We start from the raw sequence: 23320 nt of genomic DNA on the forward strand, positions 1-23320 counted from the left end.
TACAACAAAAGGAGCTCGATTATTATGTCTAAAAAAACACTATACTTCCTATGTACAGGTAACTCATGCCGCAGCCAAATGGCAGAAGGTTGGGCGAAGCATCATTTAGGAGAGGATTGGGATGTGAAAAGTGCAGGTATTGAAGCGCATGGATTAAATCCTAACGCCGTTAAAGCAATGAAAGAAACGGGAATTGATATTTCAAACCAAACTTCTGACATAATCGATTCTGAGATTTTGAACAACGCAGATTTAGTCGTTACCCTTTGTGGTGATGCAGCTGATAAATGCCCAATGACCCCTCCGCATGTCAAGCGTGAGCACTGGGGCTTCGATGACCCGGCAAAAGCGGAAGGAACAGATGAAGAAAAATGGGCATTCTTCCAACGCGTACGTGATGAAATCAGCGATCGCATCAAAACATTCGCTGAAACTGGAAAGTAAACAGAAATAGAGGGACGGACCTCATTGTGAATTGTAAATGTGAAGGATTGTACAATAGGTCCGTCCCTCCTTATAAAGCCGAGAGATTTTTCTCGGTTTTTTTCATACAAACTTAGTAAAGGGAGAGGGATTTTGATGGTTAAGGTTGAAATTTTTGATCCGGCAATGTGTTGTTCGACGGGGATTTGTGGTCCCAGTATTGATCCTGAGCTTACTCGCGTCGCGAATGCTGTATATTCACTTGAAAAACGAGGCTTTGATATTAGCCGATACAATTTAGCGAATGATCCAGGGGCATTTGCTGACCATGAGGTGATCAACCGTATTTTACACGAAGAAGGTCCGGATGCCTTACCTGTCACGCTTGTTGATGGGAAACAAGCCGCTGTTGGGAAATATCCTTCAAATGAAGAGTTAGCACAATGGTTTGAAGTGCCGGCTGAGGAATTGAATGAGAAAAGAAAAGTACGACTGACATTGGATATTAATAAGAAATAAGAAAGTTGGGGTAGAATGTTCACATCGTTTCAATTAGAGGCTGTCCATCATACACCATTCCTCTTTTTTACAGGTAAAGGCGGAGTGGGGAAAACGTCTACGGCGAGTGCAACAGCCATTGCCCTTGCTGATGAAGGAAAAAGGGTGCTGATCGTCAGTACAGATCCAGCTTCCAATTTACAGGATGTATTAGAAACCGAACTGACCAATCAGCCTAAACAAGTTCCAGGATTACCGACTTTATCCGCTTGTAATCTTGACCCGGAAGAAGCAGCAGCTTCATACCGTGAAAAAGTTATTGGACCATATAGAGGGAAGCTCCCTGAAGCTGTAGTAAGTAATATGGAGGAACAGCTGTCTGGTGCTTGTACAGTTGAAATTGCCGCTTTTGATGAGTTTACAAGCTTGCTTTCAGATCCTGACATAGTAGATCAGTTTGATCATATTGTATTTGATACGGCACCGACAGGTCATACACTCCGTTTACTGCAGCTTCCAACCGCTTGGACGGGGTTCTTGGAAGAGAGTACACATGGAGCTTCTTGTTTGGGGCCACTTTCAGGGCTTGGCGACAAGAAGGATTTGTATTCTTCCACTGTTAACGTTTTATCCGATAAGGAAAAAACAGCTCTTGTACTTGTTGCACGGCCGGATTCTTCATCGTTAATGGAAGCTGACCGGGCATCAACGGAACTCAAGGACATTGGAATAAAAAATCAAATGTTGATTGTCAATGGGTTAATGGGTAAGCATCAATGGGATGATCCGATTGCATCGGCCTTTTACAATCGTCAGCAAGGAGCATTACGTTCAATGCCGATTGCTCTTAGGGAAATTCAAACGTATTCGCTACCTTATGTAGCGTATTCCTTAACCGGAACGAATTCCTTGAGGCAATTATTCTCTCATGTAGAGGTTAACCAGAATGCCGTAACTGTTGATGACGATGAATCAATTGACATTCCCGGATTAAAAGAAGTGATAGATGACTTCTCCAAGAATAAAACCCGTGTCATATTCACAATGGGAAAAGGAGGAGTGGGGAAAACCACTATTGCCTCTGCCATTGCTGTTGGATTGGTTGAAAGGGGACATAAGGTACATTTAACCACCACAGATCCTGCAGCCCACTTAACTCATATGTTTCAAGAAGAACGAGGGAAGGACGACTTAAGAATCAGCCGGATCAACCCGAAAGAAACGGTTGAGTCCTATAAAAAGTCTGTTCTTTCTAAAGCTGCAAAGGGTCTCGATGAAGAAGGAATGGCGTATCTGGAGGAAGATTTAAATTCCCCTTGTACCGAAGAAATCGCCATCTTCCAATCCTTTGCAGAGATAGTGGGGAAAGCGGATGAAGAAATAGTCGTGATCGATACTGCTCCAACTGGCCATACTCTGCTTTTACTGGATGCAACTGAATCTTATACGAAAGAAGTGTCGCGTTCAAAAGGAGAGGTGGAAGATCATGTGAAAAATCTACTGCCACGCCTTCGTAATCCAAACGAAACGAGCGTAGTGATAGTGACATTACCTGAAGCTACCCCTGTTTTCGAAGCGAAACGACTTCAGGAAGATTTGCATCGAGCAGAGATTCACCCAAAATGGTGGGTCATCAATCAAAGCCTATCTGCAACGGACACAACAGATCCCGTGTTAAGGGGCAGGTCTGTCTCAGAGCGGGAATGGATACAAAAAGTGCATAACGACTATGCAAACAAGACCGCACTCATTCCATGGATGAGTGAAGAAAAGATAGGGTACAAAAAACTGAAGGACTTCTCTAAGTAAAGGTGGATAACAATGAATTATAATGAATTGGTGAAAGACCGAATTTATATCGGGGGTTTCGAAGATGCGGAATCAGTTCGTGATCAAGTGGATATAATCGTCGACTTACGAGCTGAAGCACCTGGAGTGGAATTTGATGATGTGTCCCGCATGCATCGTCCAATCGTAGAGAATGCTGATCAACAAGAAGAATCCGTAAGGCGAGCAATCGATGAAGTGGTAACAGCTTATCAAAATGGTAAAAACGTCTACTTCCATTGTAACGGAGGAAGTAACCGAACAGGCACGGTGGCAGCAGGAACTCTCCTGTCACTGGGAGAGGCCTCCACACTCGAAGAAGCAGAAACGAAAGCAAAGAATGTCCGACCAAAAATCAACATCAAACCAGAACTGAAAAATGTATTAAAAGAGCTATATTCAAAGAATTGAGGGACGGACCTCAAAAAGAAATGGGGATTGTATACAATGAATATTACGAATGAAGCAAAAGAAGTACTGTTGAATGCAATGGAAGAGAACAAATCGGAAGGCATCAGATTTTTTCTTAATCAAGGTGGATGCTGTGGGCCTCAAATTGGCGTTTCTTTAGATTCAGCTCAAGCAACAGATAAAGTGGAAGAAATTAATGGGGTTTCGGTTGCCTTCGATACGAATGTGATTACTATGACTGATGATATCACATTAGATATCCAAGATGGGGGATTAGTATTAGTGGGTGTTCCGGATAGCGGCTGCTGTTAAAGTTATCCTAAATAGGAAAAGCCTGCTCTGGGTACATATTGTACTTAGAAGCAGGCTTTTTTTATGATGAAGAATGGAGAAAATTCCAATGAAGAAACCAGCAGAGAAATCCCTGCCGGTCTGGCATACTATTTAATTAATTCCAACTGCATCAAATGATAGCTTCACAGCTTTGACTTCTGCTGAAGTGCTTCCATATAAATCGGTTGCAGACTGGACAGCTGCAGCTCTTGCCTGACTGAAGGTTGAGGAAGCTGTCAGGTACACAGTATTCATACGGTAATAAATATCCCCAAGCTTTTCACGGCCGATTCCGGGAACGCTTATTCCATAATGATTACCACCTTCACTTAATAGGTAAGCCTGCTTGTTGATGATTCCACTGTTTGTATGAACACCGCCATTATCTCCTGTACCAGTATAACGTTTAGAGTAGTGGTCAGGGTCACCGTATTTAGCAGGGTTGCTCATGGAGCGGAGGGCATCACCGGATGTGCCAGGTGTATAAATATCTTCTCCAATCTCGAAATCTGGATTCGATCCATTCTCGTATTCTACCAATGTACCAAAAATGTCTGAAATCGCTTCGTTTAAGGCTCCCGATTCATTCTGATACACAAGGTCAGAAGTAAAGTCTGTCACCGCATGAGTTAATTCATGGGCCACAACGTCAATGCCGCCTGAAAGTGGGGCAAACGTCGTGCCATCCCCGTCACCATACACCATTTGAGATCCATTCCAGAAGGCGTTATTGTAGCCGCTGCTGTAGTGAACAGAAGACACCAGGCGAGCGCCTTGATTATCATAAGAATTACGATTGTAGTTATCCTTATAGAAGTCATACGTGACACCTGCGAAATAATGAGCATCAACTGCAGGAGCATCGTATGCAGCATTTAGTACATTATCGCTATCTGACCACAAATTGCCCGGTAAGAAAAATTGAGGGAAGAAGGTACGGTTGTTCATGTTGTATGTATACACACCATTACCCCGGGTATTATCCTGCAAATAGTATTTTCCACTTGAAAGGGTGGTGTTCAACGGTTTAGAGTCACCTAATACGCCTTTACCGGTTCCTACTTGATTCGTTCCTGTGACTTCATGCATGTCGTTATATTTATTTAAAATCTTTCCGGTTTTCGCATCAATAAAATAGTTCCAGTTACCAGGAGACGGTACTAAATAATTCAGGTTCACAAAATAGGCAAAGGAAGCAGAATCGCCATCTGTGTAGACGACTAATTCCGGTTTAGACTCTTTTTCTAATTTTGGATCAATTCCAAGATCTTTCTTTGCGATCTTTAAGGCTTTTTTCGCATTCACTTTCTTATTGGGTGAGGTTATCTTTTGATCCAAGTCAGCTACGACAGTACCGGAAAACGCTTGAAGTGTGCCATCTTCCTTTACAACGGCTGACTGTGTAGAACCCCAAACAGGTACTCCATCGTAGGTTTGCTTAATGCGAACGACTCTATTTCCAAGTTCATCTTTTTCAACAGACAGCACCTTGAACTGCTCATCCGATTTCTTTTCGGAAAGTTTGAATTTTGCCTTGTTCTTTTCTAAAAAAGATAGAACGATTGTCTCCGCTTTTTGCATGGATGGAGCAGATAATAGTCCTGAAACAAATTCCGGAGTTCCTTCTTTTTTATTCATTTGAAAGAGAGCGTTGTCCGATGGTGCAGCTAAGCTCCCCGTAGCCATCATTCCTGACAGCAAGCCAATGGATAACCCCACGCTAATCATTTTATTCTTTTTCAAATCAATTCCTCCTATTTTTTCTAAAAATTCTGTCAAAAATAGACTATCATAGAAAAGAAGAGGAAGGTATTGAGAAAATGCAGGACTTTTTGAGGGTATAGAAGAGACCATTAAGGGTAGTATTCAGGAAAATTTTCATGAAAACGAATCTTTTTAATAGATTAAAAACTTTTGTTGGAATTTGTTATTTTTTTCTAGTGTAAAATATGCGGGGTGGGTTAAAAAGATGAGGGGTTCAGGACCGCCAGTGATTATGAAACTAGGTGACTATCAGGTCTCGAAGCATCTGGCTTTCTAATTATGTTTGGGAAGTGGATTCAATCATTATAAAAAACCCCTCAACCAATGGGTTAAGGGGTGCTTGCTACTTATTAGTATCTTACAGCATCGTAAGAGTTGATTCTTCCATGTTGGAAGTAAGAGCCTGTACCGCTGATAGGATCAGCCGTTTGTTCGATCGCTTGACGGATTTGAACATTGTTTCGTCCTTGCCCTGCAAGCAATCCTGCTAAACCTGCAACGTGAGGGGAAGCCATAGATGTACCTGACATGTATGAGTAGCCATTTTTAGGTACGGTAGAAGCTATGTCAACTCCTGGAGCGGTTACATCCACCCATGTTCCATAGTTTGAGAAAGAAGCTTTACGGTCTCTGGAATCAACTGCTCCTACGGCAATCGCGTTAGGATAAGAAGCAGGTTCAAACGTTGTTGATACTCCGTCATTTCCAGCAGCGGCAATGACGACAGATCCTTTGTTCCATGCATAATCAACGGCATTTTTTAAAGTTGTGGTATTACAGTCGCAACCAAGAGAAAGATTTAGAACTTCAGCACCTTGGTCTGCAGCGTAACGAATACCTGCCGCGATATCGTCAAGTGATCCACTTCCGTTGGCATCTAATACACGAACGGCAAGAATCTTTGTATTCGGAGCCATACCGGCAACCCCGGTTCCATTGTTCGTTTCAGCCGCTGCCGTACCTGCCACATGTGTACCATGTCCATTTAAATCCATTGGATAATAATCATTGTCGACGAAATCATATCCACGAAGCGTTTTGCCGTCTAAGTCAGGGTGGTTATAATCTACACCTGTATCAAGAACGGCGATTTCCTGACCGCTGCTTCCGCGTGCAAGATCCCATGCACTAGGTGTATACGTGTTTTGAGGTCCATATTGGTATCCTTGGTAGTAATAATCATTTGGAGTCCAGGTGGCTGAGAAGGTATAGTTCGGTTCTACGTATTCCACATTCGGGTTTTTGCTTAATGCTTTTACGGTTGCTTCTACATTTCCTACTTTTAACACTTCGAAGGGCTTCTTCTTATTAGCTTTTTCCTTTACTGCAGAAGCATTGACTTTTTTGAGGGTGTTTCCTTTTTCAGACTCTGCCACACCGTCTTTAAATTTTACAATAACCTCACCTTTTACATAGCTGCCTTTTTCGAGGCTTTTACTGACAACTGTCTTTTTCGGGGCTTTCTCAAGAGGGTTTTGATCTTGTGCAAAGGCACTTCCTCCGAAACTAGGTACGAGAGCAAGCGATGCAGCTAAAGATAAAGCAGCAATTTTTTTAAACTTCATAATAGCATTCCTCCGTTTTTCTTTTTTTTGGCTCAACGACAAATGAATTGAGTAGTGAATCGTTTGCTTGCGGAATGACCCCCTCTTATGAAAATTCACAAGAATAATAGAGATTGTGTATGGGAAACTATGTATATGATTCTTGCTAACTAGGATTCTAGCAGACCCTTTAGAAAAAAAGAATAGGGCAAGAATTAAGGTTTTGTAAATATAAGGAATAAAAATAAGGACAGTTACAAAAATCGCCGAGAATCATGAAAACTTTCCTCCAAACTCCCTCAAAAACAAAAATGACCATAGGTAAACAGTCACGCATTTTCCCAACAACATTTTTAAAATAATGAGGGACGGACCTCCAGTTTCGGTGAGTATAGTAGGGTGGTTTCAGGCTGGGATTTTATAATTAGCATGATTAGGAAGAGGGAATTAGAGGTCCCATCAAGAAGGAGAGAGCGGAGGGCAACACCATTAACAGGAAAAGGACTTCAGTGGATGAAGTCCTTTTCTAATTGATGTAAGATCATTTAATGAGCTTCTACCGCTTTATTTAATGATTGATAGATTTTCATACTTGAAATATTTATACCCATCTGTACAAATTCAATACTCATTTCTGGGCGCATTCCTGATAAGATCGGCTCGATTCCAAGTAATTTAAGGCTATCGATCAGTTTCATGATTCCTTGTTGGAACAATGGATTCACTTCATACACACCGGAAAGATCGATGATTAATTTATGAATGGATAGCTTTTTGCACTCAAGAAGGACATGCTCTGCCATCATTTCTCCACGGGCTTCATCCACTTGTCCAATGAGAGGCAACACAGCCAGGTCGGAGAAGATGGGAACGACTGGAGTGGATAAGGACAAATATTTTTCTTCAGATATTTTCAGTTGTTCTTCTGCATATTCGCTATACGCTTCACAGAAAGCAGAAATCATTTTTGTGAAAGATTGGTCGATATCATGTGTGATTTGCAGAAGGATTTCCTTCGTTACGGAATCATCATTATGAAGAATGATATCTTCTAAGACCACTTTTTTATATAAGGAGGATTTACTAATCGACAAATTTAGAGGGACACCCTGACCGCAAGCAAGTCTTCCTACTTCTTTTCCCCACTGACTTGATTTGTCTTCGTTTTCTTCTCCTCTAAGCAGGCCTTCACCTAATTGTTCGATAAGCTGCTCAAAATAAGGCAGGCTTTCATTCCTTCCTGCTTCCATATAATGTGTAGGGTAAGCAGCTAAAAGGTCTGAGAAGATCTTATTGGCGATTTCCTGCTTTCTCTCAATCAATTGATCTCCAATAGATGTAGTGATGGTGTGGTGAGTCATTTTTCTCCTCCAGATGTATGTTTTTCCTTTATTATAAAGTATTATTAATTTTTAGTATAGGCTGGAAAGACTAGAATAATAGTATACCAGGTATATTGACAAAAAAGATATTATTACCTTATAATTTCATTAATTTAAAATATTTCCAATTAGACGATGAATAGAAAATCATAATGAAGAAAATAAACTCTCGTCCTCAGGAATGATTTCTTGAGAATGAGAGTTTTCTATTTTGATAAAAGGAGTGTTCTGTATGAACCCTGTATTACTTGAAGTTCCAACAGTGTTAGAAACGGAAAGATTAGTGCTAAGAATGCCTCAGCCAGGTGATGGCAAATCAGTGAATGCAGCGATTAAGGCTTCTCTATCTGAATTAAAACCGTGGTTGGGATTTGCACAAAATGACCCTTCAGTAGAAGATACTGAAACGAACACCCGCGAGGCTCACGCAAAATTCCTGACAAGAGAAAGTTTGAGGTATCTCATCTTCCGAAAAGATACAAATGAATTCGTCGGTTCAACAGGCTTTCACAACATTGATTGGAGTGCTCCGAAATTCGAAATCGGTTATTGGATTGATACCAGAATGAGTGGGCATGGTTATATGGTGGAAGCCGTTGGGAAATTGACCGATTTTGCTTTAACTGAATTAAAAGGAAAAAGAGTGGAAATCAGGTGTGAATCCACAAATGGGAGGAGCAGGGCGATTCCTGAAAGGCTTGGCTATGTACTGGAAGGGGTTCTGCGAAATGAGGATCTTTCGGTTGATGAGGAGCGGCTGACGGATACGTGTGTGTATGGCAAAATCTAAATAGGTGATGCAGGGTCTTTATCTAGATCCTGCATCACCTATTTCAATCGTCATTTTAACGACAACTTATTTTTAAGCTGCTTCTGATTCTTTCGAATGGACTTTTTTCATGAATTCGTTTACATCCCCAGGTACTCTGCGATCGATCTTTGAAACGATATAGACAGAAAGGAATCCAATCGGAACCGTTATTAACCCGGGTACATTAAACTGTAGAAATTCAGGTAGGGTAGCTTTAAAGAAAATCATGTACATAGAAGCAATAAGGCCGATAACAAGGCCGGCAATTGCGCCTTTTTCTGTCATTCCCCTCCACCAAATACCCAGGATGAAAATTGGTGTAAACGTACTTGCTGCAACCGTGAATGCCAGTGCTACCAGATGGCCGATGGAAGCTTCTTTTACCAATAGACCAAGAACACCGTACAGAATTCCAAGAATGATAATTGAAACCTTTCCTGCTAAAACACGTTCTTTTTCAGTAATGTTTTTGCGGAAGAATGTTGCATATAAATCATGGGCCAATGCTCCGGAGCTTGCAATGAATAAACCTGATAGGTTTGAGAATACGGCAGCAAATGCACCCGCAATAACAAGACCAAGCAGCCACTCCCCACCAAGTGCCTGGGCAGTAGAAGGCACAACCATATTGTTTCCTCCGGCTATCAGGTCTTTCATAACACCTGGATCTGTGTCTCCGCTTAGAAAAATCGAGCGACCGACCACTCCAAGATATACGGCAAAGAAAAAGAATACACTTGCAATACCTATAGCCATAAGAGCGGACTTACGAGCTGCCTTGGCACTAGGGTTTGTGTAGAAACGAAGTAAAATATGCGGAAGTCCAATCGTTCCTAGTGAAAGTCCGATTGTCATTGAAATGGTTTGCCAGAATGATGGGAAGTAATTGCCGGTCCCTGTCCAAGCAGCTCCGTCAAATGGTATATCCTTTCCATCAGTAGAAAAACCGGCAGTTCCTGAAATGACCCCTTTAAATTCATTAATCGATGCCAGGATTTCCTGGTAATGGAGTCCACCATAGATAGCAGCACCAACCATAAGAAGAAAGGCACCAAGACGAATCCATAGTTCGAGAGCCTGGTTAAGTGTAGTACCCTTCATACCACCGATTCCAACGTAAAAAATCATGACAGAACAAGTGAAAATGATTCCAAATTCATAGCTTGTCCCAAAGAACATACTTAAAATTTGCGCAGCACCAAGTAACTGAGGGGCTGCATAGAAGCCTGATATGGCTAAAACAACCGCAACAGCTGCGAGGCGTGCACGTTTGCTGTGAAAACGATACGCTAAAAAGTCTGCTACTGTATAGGCTCCGAATCGACGAAGTGGACCTGCTACGAAAATAGCTAAAAGAGTCAGGCCAATAGAAAAGCAAAATGCATAATAGGCACCATCATACCCAAGCTGATAAGTTAAACCGGCAATACCAAGAAAGGTTGCTGCGCTTAAATAGTCCCCTCCTATAGCTGAACCGTTAGTAAACCAGCCAAAGCTTCTACCGCCAACAAAATAATCAGAAGCAGTGGCATTTCTTTTTGATAAATAGGTGATATAAACGATCGTCCCCATTAAAAGGAGTGTTAATAGGAACTTTGGTTCCAGTAAAATACCCATCAATTGATTCTCCTTTCCTCAGAAGATGTACTGGAGTGGGTGGGAATGTGGCGATCATTCTTTAGACGTTTCTCATAAAGAGTAGTATGTACATAGGCAATGATGAAAGCCATCGCCATGGCCACGATACTTGTGAAAAACCAGCTATACGTCATACCACCCCACATACGTGAGAACATAAAACCATCTGCATACCAATTCAATATCGGGATTGATAAGATAAAAACATAATAGAATAGCGTAAGTTTAATTCCAGTACTGAATTCACCCTTCATGATTTTTCTTGTTTCCGGATCGAGTGGCTCAAGTTCGCTGACATCTATAGTGTCTGCAGCCACATAATCATATTCCGAATACTCTCCAGCCATAGTAGACCCCTCCTTAAAATTTTTGCTGATTACTGATCACTGTCCTCCTTTACCAATAAGATGATATAAAATTGATTTTACGATATAAGAAGAATATATACCTTACAATAAATTATCAGAAATATACAAATATTTAATATAATCTAATTTTTACTCTATAATTTAGATAAGAATAAGACATCATTTTGTATATCATAGAAAGGCAGGATGGAAGTCACGTGTATTCGGTGAAGCTAGTCGTAAAAGATCAATTGGAATATGAAAAATTGGAAGACTGGATTACAGAAGAATTTATGGGAAACATTGCACTGGTGGAGGAAGTGAAACCAACTGATATACATATAGCCATTTTCGAAGTAAGTACATGGCTTGATTGGGTAAAAATATACCGATTTCATAAACGTAATAAAAAATCCAAAATCATTCCTTTGCTGGAACCATCATTATTGAATACTTCACCCCTTGCAATTGAGCTGAAATTAAGCAGTTTACTAGTCAAGGATGTAAAAAAGCATAAATTCATTCGAATATTAAAACAGGTTTTAGGGGGTATTTCAAGTGAGGATCATGCATTGACTAGTGACAATGTCATTGGGCTACATCAGGAACCAAAGAAAGGGAACCACCACACGTTACCTTTTCAAGAAGCATTTTTACGAAGATTACTTTCTGGGGAGATAAAATCTGAAGAGGAATTGATTCAAACCCGTTCTCTCTTTCCGGTGGATGGGCTGCCAAATGTGGTATGTTTTATACAGGGATTTATCAGATGCCCTGCCTGGAAAGAAGAGCAAGATTGGCATGCATCAATGATTATTCAAGACTACTTTGGAAAGCGCTTTCGTGAAGGCGGGATTTCTTTTTTATCATACCGCAAACACTTACTTATGCTCATTCGGCTTCCTTCGAAGTATGGATCTTTAAAGGACTGGAAAGAAGGAGAAGAAGGTATTCTTGATGCGATTGAGGGATTAGAAAGGGAGCATGGGGTTCATCTTTATATTGGTGTAGGGTCCATCTACCGAGAACCACTTCTCCTTCATCAATCTTATCGGGAAGCCTATAAAGCCAGGCGTACGTCACCATATGAGAGATTATCCCTTCGTTATTATGAAGAAATTACAACGGACCAGCAGATACAGAAATGTACGGACTATATAGCTCAGTGTTGTACGGATAATCTTTCCATAAAACAAGTAGCCAAACAGATTAATTTTAGTGTACCGTATTTCAGCAGGATTTTTAAACAAGAAACGGGACGGAATTTTGTTGAATATGTTACCTTTGTTCGTCTTCAGCGTGCCGTGTGACTTTTGCGTCATACCAACCATACAATTGAGTACATTGCTGAAGAACTTGGATTCAATACACCGAATTATTTTAGTGGTACCTTCAAAAAATATGTTGGCCTTTCTCCAAGAGAATACAGGAGAACGGAAGAAATTATTTTTATTTAATAAGCCAGGGGAGCAGACGATCTTTTGTGACCATGCAGCTGGTTAGGTAGTAATTCTTTCCCGCTATAATAGGATATCAAGGGGAGGCGTTTCTCAATGAGAAGCGCCTCTGTAATATGGACTCCTTATGATTTAACCCAATCTTTCTTCAACATACTATACGTTACAAGATCCTCATAATGATCATATAACCACTGCCCCTCCCGAGTGATGCCTTCTTTCTTAAAACCTAAACGTTCCGGGATGCCGAGGCTTTTCTTATTGTTGATGGCACATTGGATTTCTACCCTGTTGAGGTCCATTTCAATAAATAAATAGTTTAATAGAGAGGAAACGGCACGTGTAATGATCCCTTTTCCTTGTGCATCTTCAGAAAGAAGGTATCCAATACTGGTGCTCTTGCTTTTCCAATCAATATGATGCAGCCCGATCATACCGACTAATTTTCCTTGATAGCGTATCCCGGCATCGAATCCGTTGTTATCCGCGTAATTCCGAATCCAAAGGGGGATGATCGGTTCTAAATCCTGTGGAGACCGGCGTTTATCAACCCATAGAAGCCACTTGCGAAGATGATCCCGGTTTGAATCAATCAGGTCGTATAACTCCTCTTTGTGGTGCTGTTGAAATAGCTCGATTGAGATTTCTCGATCTACTGTGAATGAAAACATGGGGGACAACTCCTTTAATTTTAGAAGATTATACCATATTTTTCATGTTTATAGAGAGTAATCTAAGTAGGGTGTATTTTCTGTTTCGGTGTATTTTCATTGTGTTTTTACTATATTACGGAATTCCAATTCTTCTCAACACTTATAAATCCCTTGAAACATTGCCATACTTTAAGTAGTATAGATAAGTAGAAAATTGTAGAGTTTTGAAATGAGGGTTTTAAATGGAAAAGAAATCCATATACGGATTAACATTAGATCAACTGACAACATGGCTGGTCGAGCACGGTCAAAAGAAATTCCGTGCGGCTCAAGTGTGGGATTGGTTATATAAAAAGAGAGTGACAAACTTTGCGGAAATGAAGAATCTAAACGCTGACTGTGTACAGTTGCTGGACGATCACTTCTATCTTCATACACTCACTCAAGAGGTTAAACAGGAATCTAAGGACGGCACAATCAAATTCTTGTTCAAGCTTGAGGATGGTAACCTGATAGAGACGGTTCTTATGCGTTTTAATTACGGACTGAGTGTGTGTGTGACGACTCAGGTCGGATGCAACATCGGTTGTACATTCTGCGCGAGTGGACTACTCAAGAAAAACCGGGACCTATCAAGCGGTGAAATTGTCGAACAAATCATGAATGTCCAACATCATTTGGATGAAGCAGGAAATGGAGAACGGGTCAGTCATATCGTCGTAATGGGAATTGGTGAACCATTCGATAACTACGATAACATGATGGACTTCTTCCGAGTAGTGAATGACCAAAAAGGTCTTTCGATCGGTGCTCGTCACATTACTGTATCAACAAGTGGCCTGGCAGATAAGATTTACAAATTTGCCGACGAAAACATTCAAATCAACCTGGCTGTTTCCTTGCACGCACCAAACAACGAATTGCGTACGAAGATCATGAAGATCAACCGGGCGTATCCTTTAGAGAAGTTAATGCCGGCCATTGATTATTATTTAGAAAAGACCAATCGACGAATCACCTTTGAGTATATTTTATTGAGCGATGTGAACGATCATAAAGAAGAGGCTATACAGCTAGCCAAGTTGTTAAAGAACAAGCGTCATCTTTCTTATGTGAACTTGATTCCTTATAATCCAGTTGACGAACACAACCAATATCAAAGAAGTACGAAAGAAGCGATTGTTGAATTCTACGGTACATTACTAGAACATGGAATCAACTGTGGAGTCCGTGTGGAACAAGGGACGGACATTGATGCAGCTTGCGGTCAATTGAGAAGTAAGCAGATTAAAAAAGACAAAGTAAAATCTTAATACTTTATATTTAGCACATGAATTCCTGAATGGGATTTGTGTGTTTTTTTGTGTTTGTTGAGGATGAATATGAGATTAAATTCCATATATTGTTAAAATACGCAATTACCCTCTATTTTGGCGCAATTCCACTGGATTATGGCGCAATTCCAATTTTACAGACGCAATAAAATGAATTTTGACGCAATTAAGAAAGAAATCGACGCCATTCTCCTATCGAAAGACTTTAATATTTATGAATGCCAGTACGAAAAGCCATATTTGGTAACTACAGCTCATGATCACATATGAATGCAGTTAGGACCTTTTGTGCATCGATGATGAGTCCATGCATTATTACAATCCGGCAAACGCTGACACCTGATCACTTATTGGGAAGGGTGCAGGCCACAAGCCGCCTCATGACTTGGGTATTCATGCCCCTGGCCGCATTTCTTGCAGGAATACTGGCTGAAGCAATAGGCACAGACCTGACCATCATGCTTGCTGGAGCCATCTCGACACTCGCTTCCCTTCCCTATCTACATCACAGTTTGAAAGATAAATAGAGTGACGGACCTTCCCCATTTCTGTTTTATGGTAGGATGGAAATGGACGCCATTTTGGTGAGGAGAATTCAGATTTGATTACTGAAAGCTAATTGAAAGAGAGATTAAGAAACATCGATTTTAATTGTCCTGATTTAAAGTGGCACATGAACGTTTACAACTAAGAAAGGGGAGCAGAGGATGCAATCGAATCATCACGACATCACCATCATCGGAGCAGGTGTGAGCAGTGTGTTTCTCGCTTACACCTTGATGAAGCACAATGAACATGTCTCCATCCACATGATTGATCTCGGCAAAAAACTGAGTGAACGTACATGTGGGTTAGATGAGGGAGGAGTATGTACTTGTGAAGGAATGTGCAGTAAATACATTGGATTTGCAGGTCTTGGGAAATCAGAAGGGAAATTTAATTATACGAATGATTTCGGTGGAGAGCTTGGCAGGAAAATTGGAGAACAAACGACACTTGATTTGATGAAGGAAGTAGACGATATCCTCTGCGGGTTTGGCGGTGACATCATCCCCTCCTATAGCACGAAAAATGAGATACTTTCGAATAGAGCCGGTATGGCTGATTTAAAGGTGCTTTCAACAGAGGTCCGTCATTTAGGAACACGCTTGGCGAGTGAGGTTTTTCAAAAAATGTATGAGGTGCTGAAAAACCGTATTACCTTTAGTTTCGAAACTCATGTAGAAACGATCTCTAAAAATGAGGCGGGCTTTCACTTAAAGTCCAATATCGGTGATTTTACGACGGGGAAATTAGTGATTGGTACAGGAATGAGTGGCAGCACATGGCTGAAAGAACAAGCAGGATCTCTTAGGCTTTATCCAGGAGAAACCCGTCTGGATTTGGGTATACGTGTGGAAATGAAAGGTGATCAGCTTCAATCGATATTAAAAGATACATTTGAAACGAAACTTAAGATCGAGAGGGAATCATTCAGTGCGACAACTTATTGTATGAATCCGCGAGGGAGGATCATACGGAAGCACCAGCATGGCGTAGTGATGCCTGATGGACAGAATGCCCGTGAAGAAGATACACCAAGTTCGAATCTGAACTTCAGCTTGTTCGTTCCACGCTATTTTCTCTCCCATGATGAGGCAATGGACTATGCCATGAATATCATAGGTGGAATCAATCAAGGTCGAGATCGGATTATCGTTCAGAGATTGGAAGATTTCAAATCAGATCGGAATACAGAAACGTTGGATGGGAATCTGGTAGGTCCGTCCCTCAAAGCGGATTATGGGAATCTTCGGGAAGAGGTTCCTGAATTGTATGTGATGGCGCTTGAGAAGTTTTTTGCTTCTTTGGAAAGGCTTATTGGGGAAACTTTACACCCTGATACACTTTTGTACGGTTTGGATGCGAAGTTTTATGAACCTAAATTACCGACGGATCAGAATTTTGAAACAGATGTGTCAAATCTGTATCTGATTGGTGACTGCTCGGGAGAAACCCATTCCTTGTCTCAGGCAGCGGCAAGTGGTATTTATTTAGGGAAATATCTAGGAATATATGATTAACCACTTAATGATAAATTTGGAATAATTAGAAAGGATTTTTTTATGGGATTAAGAGTAGAGTAATCGACGGCATCTTGTTTTTTCTTTCAATTTCATTCTTCTAAGCTGAAATTGAGGGGATCATCTATGAATGGAGGCAATCCACTTTAAGTTGGAGGGGCCATTTGGATGCGTATATTTAGAGAAAGTAAGGAGGGGTTTTTTGTCTGATTGGGGCGCCTTATTTCTGTTGTTCATGATTATTGTGGCGATTTTAGCGTTCACCAACTTTACGGTTATGAAGCTGGCAGGGAAGAATAAAAAGAAGAGAATTTGGTATGGAGTCGCATGTTTACTGCTCACACCCGTGGTTTTTATCCTGACTGGTTTATCCGTAAGTCCATTTGATCCTTACGGGTTTGGAACGGGCATGGTCATGATGATTTATGGGACTTTATTTGCATTGAATAGCTTGGGAATCATTGTTGTTGGATTGTTCACTGAATAGGAATAGCGGCTTTTAGAATACATAAATCATGAAGGGCAGGTTGAAAAGATGGTAGAACTTTTTTCTTATAATTGGCAAATACGGGAAGAATGGTTTGATTGGTGCAGGGAAATCAATCAGGAAGAGCTGACCAAAGAACGTACAGGCGGGATGGGGAGCATTCTGAAAAATCTCTTTCATGTAGCGGACTGTGACCAGCAGTGTTATAATGGATGAATTGTTCAAGTAGAAAAGGGGAGTTAATGCCTTATGAAATATATGAAATCACATATGAAACAATTAATCAGGGACAATAAAGAATTGCAAAGTCGTCTGAAAGTATTGATGGATGAGATGAATTTAGAGCGTACGTTTGCTCTTAAGGCATTGTATCATTCAGAGGTTGCAGAAGGGGGAAAATACCAGGCTGCCTATCAAGCGTTAGACCAACCAAAGGAGTAAGTTTTTTTCTCTGAAATCCCGGATAGTAAATTCATACAGGTGACATGACCTGAGTTTAGCATGTTTTAAAAAATAATACTGTAAATAGGCGGCCAGGTAGAAGAGGACATTCCCTCATTACCTGGCCATTTTCTTTTTCACTCAGAAAAGATCTCCTGTAACAAAGGATCCTCATCTAAAATTTCCAAGGCTCTTTGTTGATAACTGGAATCATGTAAATAGGTATAACGATTAGGCTTAATCGATGTACTCATTAAAATCGCTTCTCTGTACTCTGCTTTTATTAATCCGATTGTTTTAACATAATCAAAAAAACCAGTTCGTGTAAAAACCTTTTCGATACGTTCTATTCTATGCTCTTGAACTTTTGCCATGATATAGGTGGCGACACCTACTTGAATCCCATGCATTTGAGGTGTTTTAGAAATGATTTCAAGACTGTGGGAAATCAAATGCTCGGAACCACTGATGGGAGCACTGTTTCCGCTAATGACCGTCGAAACCCCTCCCATTGTTAAGGAACTGACTAATTCTTTAAGGAGGATTTCATTTTTTAATTCATGCATCGGTGTCCGGATGAAGCTATTAACGGCTTTCTTACTAAGCATATAGGCGAAGGCATTTACAGAACCAACCCCGTTTTTTTCTTCAAATTCCCAATCATATAGTGCTGTCAGGTTTGACATGAGATCGCCAATCCCCGCCAGGATAAAGCGATCCGGTGCATGTCTAATAATATCTAAATCTACGATGATTCCATATGGGACCTTGGCAGGAACCGTCGTCTTCTTGCCATCGACGATTAAAGAGCAGTTACTGCTTGCGAATCCGTCGTTGGATGGGGAAGTTGGAATCGATATGAACGGACTTCTTCTGGAAAATGCAATATATTTACCGTAATCAACAACTTTTCCACCTCCTACCGCGATAACGACATCAAAGCGGCTCCAAGAAAATGCGGCAGAAAGTAATTCATGGATATCCATTGTATCATCCAGCTTTACGCACTCAATAGAGAGACTGGACAAGGCGTTTTCGATTGTATTTCTTAAAGTGGTATTTGAAAATTCATCAAATAGTACGATAGCGTTGGAGAATGGGTGCCTTTTTATAATATCGTCTAACCGTGACAACACGTCAGAGCCAACCTCTAAAATAGATGGAATCGGAATATTTGTAACCGAATTTGTCATGGGTTGTATTCTCCTTTATTCTCGATTTTTACTCCCTCTACACCTTCCACACTTGTCAGAAGGATTCCTTTAAAATCATTACGGTTTTCTCTTAAGATCCAAATGTTTGACTTGTAAAACCAAATGTATTATATTAATTGACAGGTCAACGATTGACCCCTCAATTATTAAAAAGGAGGAGGATGCTTTGTCCATCTCTTGTCGTGAAGAAGAGAAGATAATCGTTCAACTAAATGATATATATAAGCAAATGAGTCCTAAGTTTGAGCGCTGTACCGGAATTAGTCAGTCTCGGTTGGATCTTTTGCACAAGTTATTCGAAGTGGAAGAAATCAGTCAAACGGCTCTACAAAGAGAAGTGAATATTGATAGTGCAGCCGTGACAAGACACTTAAAGCAGCTTGAAGGAAAAGGGATGGTCTTCCGACGTAAAAATCCTGATGATAACAGGTTTACATTCGTTAGGTTGACAGAACAAGGCCGTAAGAAAATAGAAGCTTATCGTGAAGAGAAAGAAATCTTTATCTCTAAAGTTTTTAAAAGCTTTACAAAAGAAGAACGTTCGGTTCTATCCGACATGCTTATTCGTATTCAGGATAATGTTCAGGATATTGAATACTAAATTTTACTCATAAAGGAGAATGCACCATGAATCAAACAAAAATCAATGACTTTAACGAAATCATCACGGGTCGTCGCTCCATCCGAAATTATGACCCTTCTGTGAAAATCAGCAAAGAAGAAATGACAGAGATTCTAACCGAAGCCACTCTTGCACCATCATCTGTAAACTTGCAGCCATGGCGTTTTGTGGTGATCGATAGTCCAGAAGGGAAAGAAAAACTTGCCCCTCTTGCGAAATTCAATCAGAACCAAGTCAAAACTTCTTCTGCAGTGATCGCGGTATTTGTAGATATGAACAGCCTTGACTATGCGGATGAGATTTACAATAAAGCAGTAGAAGAAGGGTATATGCCTGCAGAAGTAAGAGACAGACAGCTTCCATCTATTAAAGGATTACTACAAATGATGACAACTGAACAGTTCAGGGAAATGAACCTCATTGATGCAGGGTTAGTATCCATGCAACTCATGCTTGCTGCACGTGCTCACGGATTTGATACAAATCCGATTGGTGGATATGAAAAGGATCAAATGGCTGAAGCATACGGTATGGACAAAGATCGTTACTATCCAGTCATGCTGATTTCAATCGGCAAAGCGGCTGATGCAGGCTACAAATCTGTTCGGCTGCCTGTAGAGTCCATCACAGAATGGAAATAAAAATAAGAAAAGAGGAGAAAAATATGATTATTATACATGCAGAATTTCATATTAATCCAACCAAAGAAGAAGCATTTTTAGAAGAGATTCGCCCACTTGTAGCAGAATCCAGAGCAGAAGAGGGAAACATTTCATATGACTTAATGAAAGATATTGAAAGAGAAAGTGTCTATACAATGGTAGAGGTGTGGAGGGATGCTGCTGCCGTTGAGAGTCATAATGCGAGTGAGCATTTCTCTTCATTTGTTGGAAGAGCGCCTGAGTATTTAGCGGCTCCTTTAGATGTGAAGATTTATGACGGAAACAAGGTACAGAAATAATGGATTGGGAAGCACCTGACTTTTGGTTGGGTGCTTTTTTAAATGAAAAAATGCCAGGCGCATAAGCCCCCGACATTTCCAACTACACCTCAATAATAATCGGCAATATCATCGGTTTCCTCTTCAAATGCTTGAATAGGTATTGACCTACGTCTTTTTTGATCTCCTGTTTCATTTCTTTCCAATCCCGAATATTTTCTGCAGACAATTCATCTACGACTTTTTTTACGAGATTGTTTACGTCCTTTAATAGGTCTTCTGAGTTTCGTACAAAAACGAAACCCCGTGAAATGGTATCAGGTCCAGAAATAATTGAATGATCCGACTTACTGAGGGTGATGACAATGATAAGCATTCCATCTTCAGAAAGTTGTTTTCGATCCCGTAAAACAATTGAACCGATATCTCCGACGCTAAAGCCATCTACATAGGTATCTCCTGCGGGAATGGCACGCGTTTGACGGGCAAGGGAATTCTCAATATCAACGACTTCACCGTTTTTTATTATAAAAGTATTTCCTGCTTCCACGCCTACCGATTCAGCCAGGATTCGGTGATGATGAAGCATTCGGTATTCACCATGTATAGGAATAAAGTAAGTCGGCTTCAATAATGTTAGCATGAGTTTTAAGTCTTCTTGATACCCATGTCCTGACACATGCATGCCTGTTGTACTTCCACTTCCGTAAATTACGTGGGCACCCAGTTGAAATAATTGATCCAGAATACGTGATACGTTCTTTTCGTTTCCTGGTATTGGTGAAGCAGCCAGAATGACCGTATCACCTGGATAAACGTATACGTCCCTGAATCTTCCAGTCGATAGGCGAGCAAGTGCAGCCATAGGCTCCCCTTGACTTCCCGTACATAAAATCGCTACCTTTTCGGGAGGTAATGCATCAATTTCACGGGCATCAATCAGCATCCCATCAGGCACGGTTAAATATCCCCGTTCTATGGCGACTGAAACGACATTGATCATGCTTCTTCCTAATAATGCCAGTTTCCTTTTTGTCTTAATGGAAGCATCGACCACCTGCTGGACCCGGTTGACATTGGAAGCGAAGGTTGAGACAAAGATCTTTCCAGTGGCTTTCAGGAACGCTTCATTCATATGATTCCCCACCATTTGTTCAGAAGGGGTCAAGCCGCTCCGCTCCGCATTCGTGCTTTCCGAAAGTAAGACCATTACCCCTTCATCACCGATCCTGGCCATTTTATGAATGTCTGAGTATTGATGATTGGCAGGGGTTAAGTCGAATTTAAAGTCTCCGGTATGTACGACATTTCCTTCCGGCGTATGAAATACGATACCTAAACAATCCGGAATGCTGTGACTGACCTTGAAGAACGAAACATCGATCGTTCCGAAATTCAGGTGGGAATTTGAGTCGATGGTTACAAGTTTTGTCTCTCTTATAAGCCTGTGCTCTTCTAATTTTAGTTCGATCAGTCCCAGGGTGAAATGTGTAGCGTAAATGGGTATGTTCATTTTTTTCAGAAGATAAGGAATGCCACCTATGTGATCCTCGTGGCCATGAGTGACAATTAACCCCCGTATTTTATCTTTGTTTTTTTCCAGATAAGTAACATCAGGAATGATTAAGTCGATCCCCAAAAGACTTTCATCAGGAAACTTACCTCCACAATCAATGATGACAATATCATCATGATATTGAATGACATACATATTTTTTCCGATTTCATTGATTCCGCCAAGTGCAAAAATGGATAATGCCTGTTCATTGGTATGCAAGAATGAACCCTCCAAGACAAATTGTTTTGGTTATTATGCCCGAATAGGTTGATATCATTAAGGTGGATTATGTATTGAGAGATAAAAAGTTACGTTAAATGATTAATATATGGTAAATTATGCTACTATTATTTATGAAAGTTACATACTAAGGAGTGATGGTGATGACATCAACAAAAGCATGGACAGAAGTAGATCAATATTTTATGAGTAAACTTCAAGTATCAGATCCACTTATGGATTCTGTATTGAAGGCAAATAGTGAAGCAGAACTGCCTGCAATCGATGTATCTCCGAATCAAGGGAAGTTTCTTTCTTTGCTTGCACAGCTTAAAGGAGCGAAACGCATATTGGAAATCGGGACACTTGGAGGCTATAGTACAATCTGGCTTGCACGTGCATTGCCCGAGGACGGCCATCTTGTAACCTTGGAATATAGTGAAAAACATGCAAAAGTCGCCGCAAAAAACATTCAAAAAGCTGGAATGGATCAAAAGGTGGAAATCAAGGTAGGTGCTGCCTTAGATACGTTGCCGACTATTGAGGGTGAATTTGACTTTATTTTCATCGATGCAGACAAACAAAACAATGCAAATTATTTAAAATGGGCACTCGAGCTTTCGCAACCTGGAGCTGTCATCATTACAGATAATGTGGTACGTGGGGGAAGAGTAATCGAGGATAATACCGGAGATGAAAGCGTTCAGGGTGTCCGCTATTTTGTTGATATGTTGTCTGAAGAGTCCCGCATTGATTCAACGGTTGTTCAAACCGTCGGGTCTAAAGGTTATGACGGGTTTGTAATGGGGATTGTGAAGGGATAAAAAATGATGATTGTATTTTATGGCATTCTTATGTAAAATAAATGAAAATTCATAATCTTAGATGTCATGATAGGAACGAGTAGTGACTTATCTCCCTGGTGAAGAGAGCTGATGGCTGGTGGGAATCAGTACAAAGATAAGCGCGAATTACCTCCTTAAACATTCTCTGTGAACCATTAGTAGCAGAGAACGGCCGGTCCGTTATCCGTATGAAGTGGAAGAGAAATCTTCAATGAGGGTGGTACCGCGTTAACCACGTCCCTTTTTTAGGGGCGTGGTTTTTTGGTGTGATTTTTAGTTGAGGAGAGTGGATAACGGCGAAATCTGAGATATAACGGCGAAATTCTCGTTTTAACGGCGAAATTCGAAATATAACGGCGAAATTCGAAATATAACGGCGAAATTCGAAATATAACGGCGAAATTCTCATTTTATCAGCGAAATCCAAAATATATCAGCGAAACTAGATAATTTCAGAGAGCCCCATCAACCTGACAAAAATTCAAACGGAACATTAATCAAGGAGGAAT

General features: G+C 40.7%; 26 protein-coding genes and 1 other annotated feature. Of the genes, 18 read left to right on the plus strand and 8 right to left on the minus strand.

The annotated features are described in order from the left end of the window. Window positions 1-24: 24 nt before the first annotated feature. The 5 genes from arsC (at window position 25) to DET59_RS00665 (ending at window position 3471) form a co-directional block, all read left to right on the plus strand. Entirely contained in the window at window positions 25-444 is a 420-nt protein-coding gene (arsC, locus tag DET59_RS00645) for an arsenate reductase (thioredoxin) (RefSeq protein WP_113967673.1), read from the plus strand. Window positions 445-579: 135 nt separating this feature from the next. Further along, window positions 580-942 (plus strand): arsenite efflux transporter metallochaperone ArsD, encoded by a 363-nt coding sequence (gene arsD / locus DET59_RS00650; protein WP_113967674.1) that lies wholly within the window; start codon window positions 580-582, stop codon window positions 940-942. A gap of 15 nt (window positions 943-957) precedes the next feature. After that, window positions 958-2730 (plus strand): arsenical pump-driving ATPase, encoded by a 1773-nt coding sequence (arsA, locus tag DET59_RS00655; RefSeq protein WP_113967675.1) that lies wholly within the window; start codon window positions 958-960, stop codon window positions 2728-2730. A gap of 12 nt (window positions 2731-2742) precedes the next feature. Continuing rightward, entirely contained in the window at window positions 2743-3159 is a 417-nt protein-coding gene (locus tag DET59_RS00660; RefSeq protein ID WP_113967676.1) for a protein-tyrosine phosphatase family protein, read from the plus strand. Window positions 3160-3195: 36 nt separating this feature from the next. Next, window positions 3196-3471, plus strand: coding sequence for an adhesin (locus DET59_RS00665; RefSeq protein WP_113967677.1), 276 nt, complete (start codon window positions 3196-3198; stop codon window positions 3469-3471). A 132-nt stretch (window positions 3472-3603) separates the two neighbouring features. On the opposite strand, the gene DET59_RS00670 is transcribed toward DET59_RS00665, so the two are convergent. The 3 genes from DET59_RS00670 to DET59_RS00680 all read right to left on the minus strand — a co-directional run bounded on the left by DET59_RS00670 (window position 3604) and on the right by DET59_RS00680 (window position 8161). Next, window positions 3604-5220, minus strand: coding sequence for a M4 family metallopeptidase (locus DET59_RS00670; protein WP_113968015.1), 1617 nt, complete (start codon window positions 5218-5220; stop codon window positions 3604-3606). Between the two features lie 386 nt (window positions 5221-5606). Next, the gene (locus DET59_RS00675) at window positions 5607-6821 is read right to left on the minus strand and encodes a S8 family peptidase (RefSeq protein WP_113967678.1); all 1215 of its coding nucleotides are present in this window, start codon (window positions 6819-6821) and stop codon (window positions 5607-5609) included. A 524-nt stretch (window positions 6822-7345) separates the two neighbouring features. Continuing rightward, a complete protein-coding gene (locus DET59_RS00680) occupies window positions 7346-8161 on the minus strand; it encodes an STAS domain-containing protein (RefSeq protein ID WP_113967679.1) in 816 nt (271 codons plus the stop codon). Window positions 8162-8414: 253 nt separating this feature from the next. On the opposite strand from DET59_RS00680, the gene DET59_RS00685 reads away from it, so the two are divergent. Next, entirely contained in the window at window positions 8415-8972 is a 558-nt protein-coding gene (locus DET59_RS00685) for a GNAT family N-acetyltransferase (RefSeq protein ID WP_113967680.1), read from the plus strand. A gap of 72 nt (window positions 8973-9044) precedes the next feature. On the opposite strand, the gene DET59_RS00690 is transcribed toward DET59_RS00685, so the two are convergent. After that, window positions 9045-10613, minus strand: coding sequence for a sodium/solute symporter (locus DET59_RS00690; protein ID WP_113967681.1), 1569 nt, complete (start codon window positions 10611-10613; stop codon window positions 9045-9047). Next, complete coding sequence (locus DET59_RS00695; protein ID WP_113967682.1) at window positions 10610-10978, minus strand: hypothetical protein; 369 nt, start codon at window positions 10976-10978, stop codon at window positions 10610-10612. Before DET59_RS00695 ends, DET59_RS00690 begins: the two co-directional genes overlap by 4 nt. 218 nt (window positions 10979-11196) lie before the next feature. Here DET59_RS00695 and DET59_RS00700 point away from each other — a divergent pair, with 218 nt between their 5' ends. Both DET59_RS00700 and DET59_RS22275 read left to right on the plus strand, forming a co-directional pair. Then, on the plus strand, window positions 11197-12288 hold the full coding sequence (locus DET59_RS00700; RefSeq protein WP_113967683.1) for an AraC family transcriptional regulator: 1092 nt from the start codon (window positions 11197-11199) through the stop codon (window positions 12286-12288). 3 nt (window positions 12289-12291) lie between these two features. Further along, window positions 12292-12435 (plus strand): AraC family transcriptional regulator, encoded by a 144-nt coding sequence (locus DET59_RS22275; RefSeq protein ID WP_113967684.1) that lies wholly within the window; start codon window positions 12292-12294, stop codon window positions 12433-12435. A gap of 125 nt (window positions 12436-12560) precedes the next feature. On the opposite strand, the gene DET59_RS00710 is transcribed toward DET59_RS22275, so the two are convergent. Next, the gene (locus DET59_RS00710) at window positions 12561-13106 is read right to left on the minus strand and encodes a GNAT family N-acetyltransferase (protein ID WP_113967685.1); all 546 of its coding nucleotides are present in this window, start codon (window positions 13104-13106) and stop codon (window positions 12561-12563) included. Window positions 13107-13330: 224 nt separating this feature from the next. Between DET59_RS00710 and rlmN the strand changes: the two genes are divergently transcribed. The 6 genes from rlmN to DET59_RS00735 all read left to right on the plus strand — a co-directional run bounded on the left by rlmN (window position 13331) and on the right by DET59_RS00735 (window position 17413). Continuing rightward, the gene (rlmN, locus tag DET59_RS00715) at window positions 13331-14401 is read left to right on the plus strand and encodes a dual-specificity RNA methyltransferase RlmN (RefSeq protein WP_113967686.1); all 1071 of its coding nucleotides are present in this window, start codon (window positions 13331-13333) and stop codon (window positions 14399-14401) included. A 320-nt stretch (window positions 14402-14721) separates the two neighbouring features. Beyond that, complete coding sequence (locus DET59_RS21460; RefSeq protein ID WP_181778011.1) at window positions 14722-14949, plus strand: hypothetical protein; 228 nt, start codon at window positions 14722-14724, stop codon at window positions 14947-14949. Between the two features lie 180 nt (window positions 14950-15129). Beyond that, entirely contained in the window at window positions 15130-16485 is a 1356-nt protein-coding gene (locus tag DET59_RS00720; protein WP_113967687.1) for an NAD(FAD)-utilizing dehydrogenase, read from the plus strand. Between the two features lie 202 nt (window positions 16486-16687). Then, a complete protein-coding gene (locus DET59_RS00725; RefSeq protein ID WP_113967688.1) occupies window positions 16688-16972 on the plus strand; it encodes a hypothetical protein in 285 nt (94 codons plus the stop codon). A 48-nt stretch (window positions 16973-17020) separates the two neighbouring features. Beyond that, the gene (locus tag DET59_RS00730) at window positions 17021-17188 is read left to right on the plus strand and encodes a DinB family protein (RefSeq protein WP_113967689.1); all 168 of its coding nucleotides are present in this window, start codon (window positions 17021-17023) and stop codon (window positions 17186-17188) included. 33 nt (window positions 17189-17221) lie between these two features. Next, window positions 17222-17413 (plus strand): hypothetical protein, encoded by a 192-nt coding sequence (locus DET59_RS00735; RefSeq protein ID WP_113967690.1) that lies wholly within the window; start codon window positions 17222-17224, stop codon window positions 17411-17413. Window positions 17414-17550: 137 nt separating this feature from the next. Here the strand turns inward: DET59_RS00735 and DET59_RS00740 are convergent, their stop codons facing one another. Beyond that, a complete protein-coding gene (locus tag DET59_RS00740) occupies window positions 17551-18606 on the minus strand; it encodes an iron-containing alcohol dehydrogenase family protein (RefSeq protein WP_113967691.1) in 1056 nt (351 codons plus the stop codon). Between the two features lie 187 nt (window positions 18607-18793). On the opposite strand from DET59_RS00740, the gene DET59_RS00745 reads away from it, so the two are divergent. From DET59_RS00745 to DET59_RS00755, 3 genes are read left to right on the plus strand one after another with little or no spacing between them, the layout of a single operon-like run. Continuing rightward, the gene (locus DET59_RS00745; protein ID WP_181778012.1) at window positions 18794-19228 is read left to right on the plus strand and encodes a MarR family winged helix-turn-helix transcriptional regulator; all 435 of its coding nucleotides are present in this window, start codon (window positions 18794-18796) and stop codon (window positions 19226-19228) included. A 26-nt stretch (window positions 19229-19254) separates the two neighbouring features. Beyond that, a complete protein-coding gene (locus tag DET59_RS00750) occupies window positions 19255-19890 on the plus strand; it encodes a nitroreductase family protein (protein ID WP_113967692.1) in 636 nt (211 codons plus the stop codon). A gap of 23 nt (window positions 19891-19913) precedes the next feature. Further along, on the plus strand, window positions 19914-20210 hold the full coding sequence (locus DET59_RS00755; protein WP_113967693.1) for a putative quinol monooxygenase: 297 nt from the start codon (window positions 19914-19916) through the stop codon (window positions 20208-20210). Window positions 20211-20292: 82 nt separating this feature from the next. Here the strand turns inward: DET59_RS00755 and DET59_RS00760 are convergent, their stop codons facing one another. Continuing rightward, entirely contained in the window at window positions 20293-21900 is a 1608-nt protein-coding gene (locus DET59_RS00760; protein ID WP_397540908.1) for a ribonuclease J, read from the minus strand. Between the two features lie 230 nt (window positions 21901-22130). Between DET59_RS00760 and DET59_RS00765 the strand changes: the two genes are divergently transcribed. Next, a complete protein-coding gene (locus tag DET59_RS00765) occupies window positions 22131-22790 on the plus strand; it encodes an O-methyltransferase (RefSeq protein ID WP_113967695.1) in 660 nt (219 codons plus the stop codon). Window positions 22791-22847: 57 nt separating this feature from the next. Next, window positions 22848-23056 (plus strand) — a binding site (T-box leader). Window positions 23057-23320 lie beyond the last annotated feature (264 nt).

The sequence above is a fragment of the Rossellomorea aquimaris genome (assembly GCF_003315075.1).
Taxonomy (GTDB): domain Bacteria; phylum Bacillota; class Bacilli; order Bacillales; family Bacillaceae_B; genus Rossellomorea; species Rossellomorea aquimaris_C.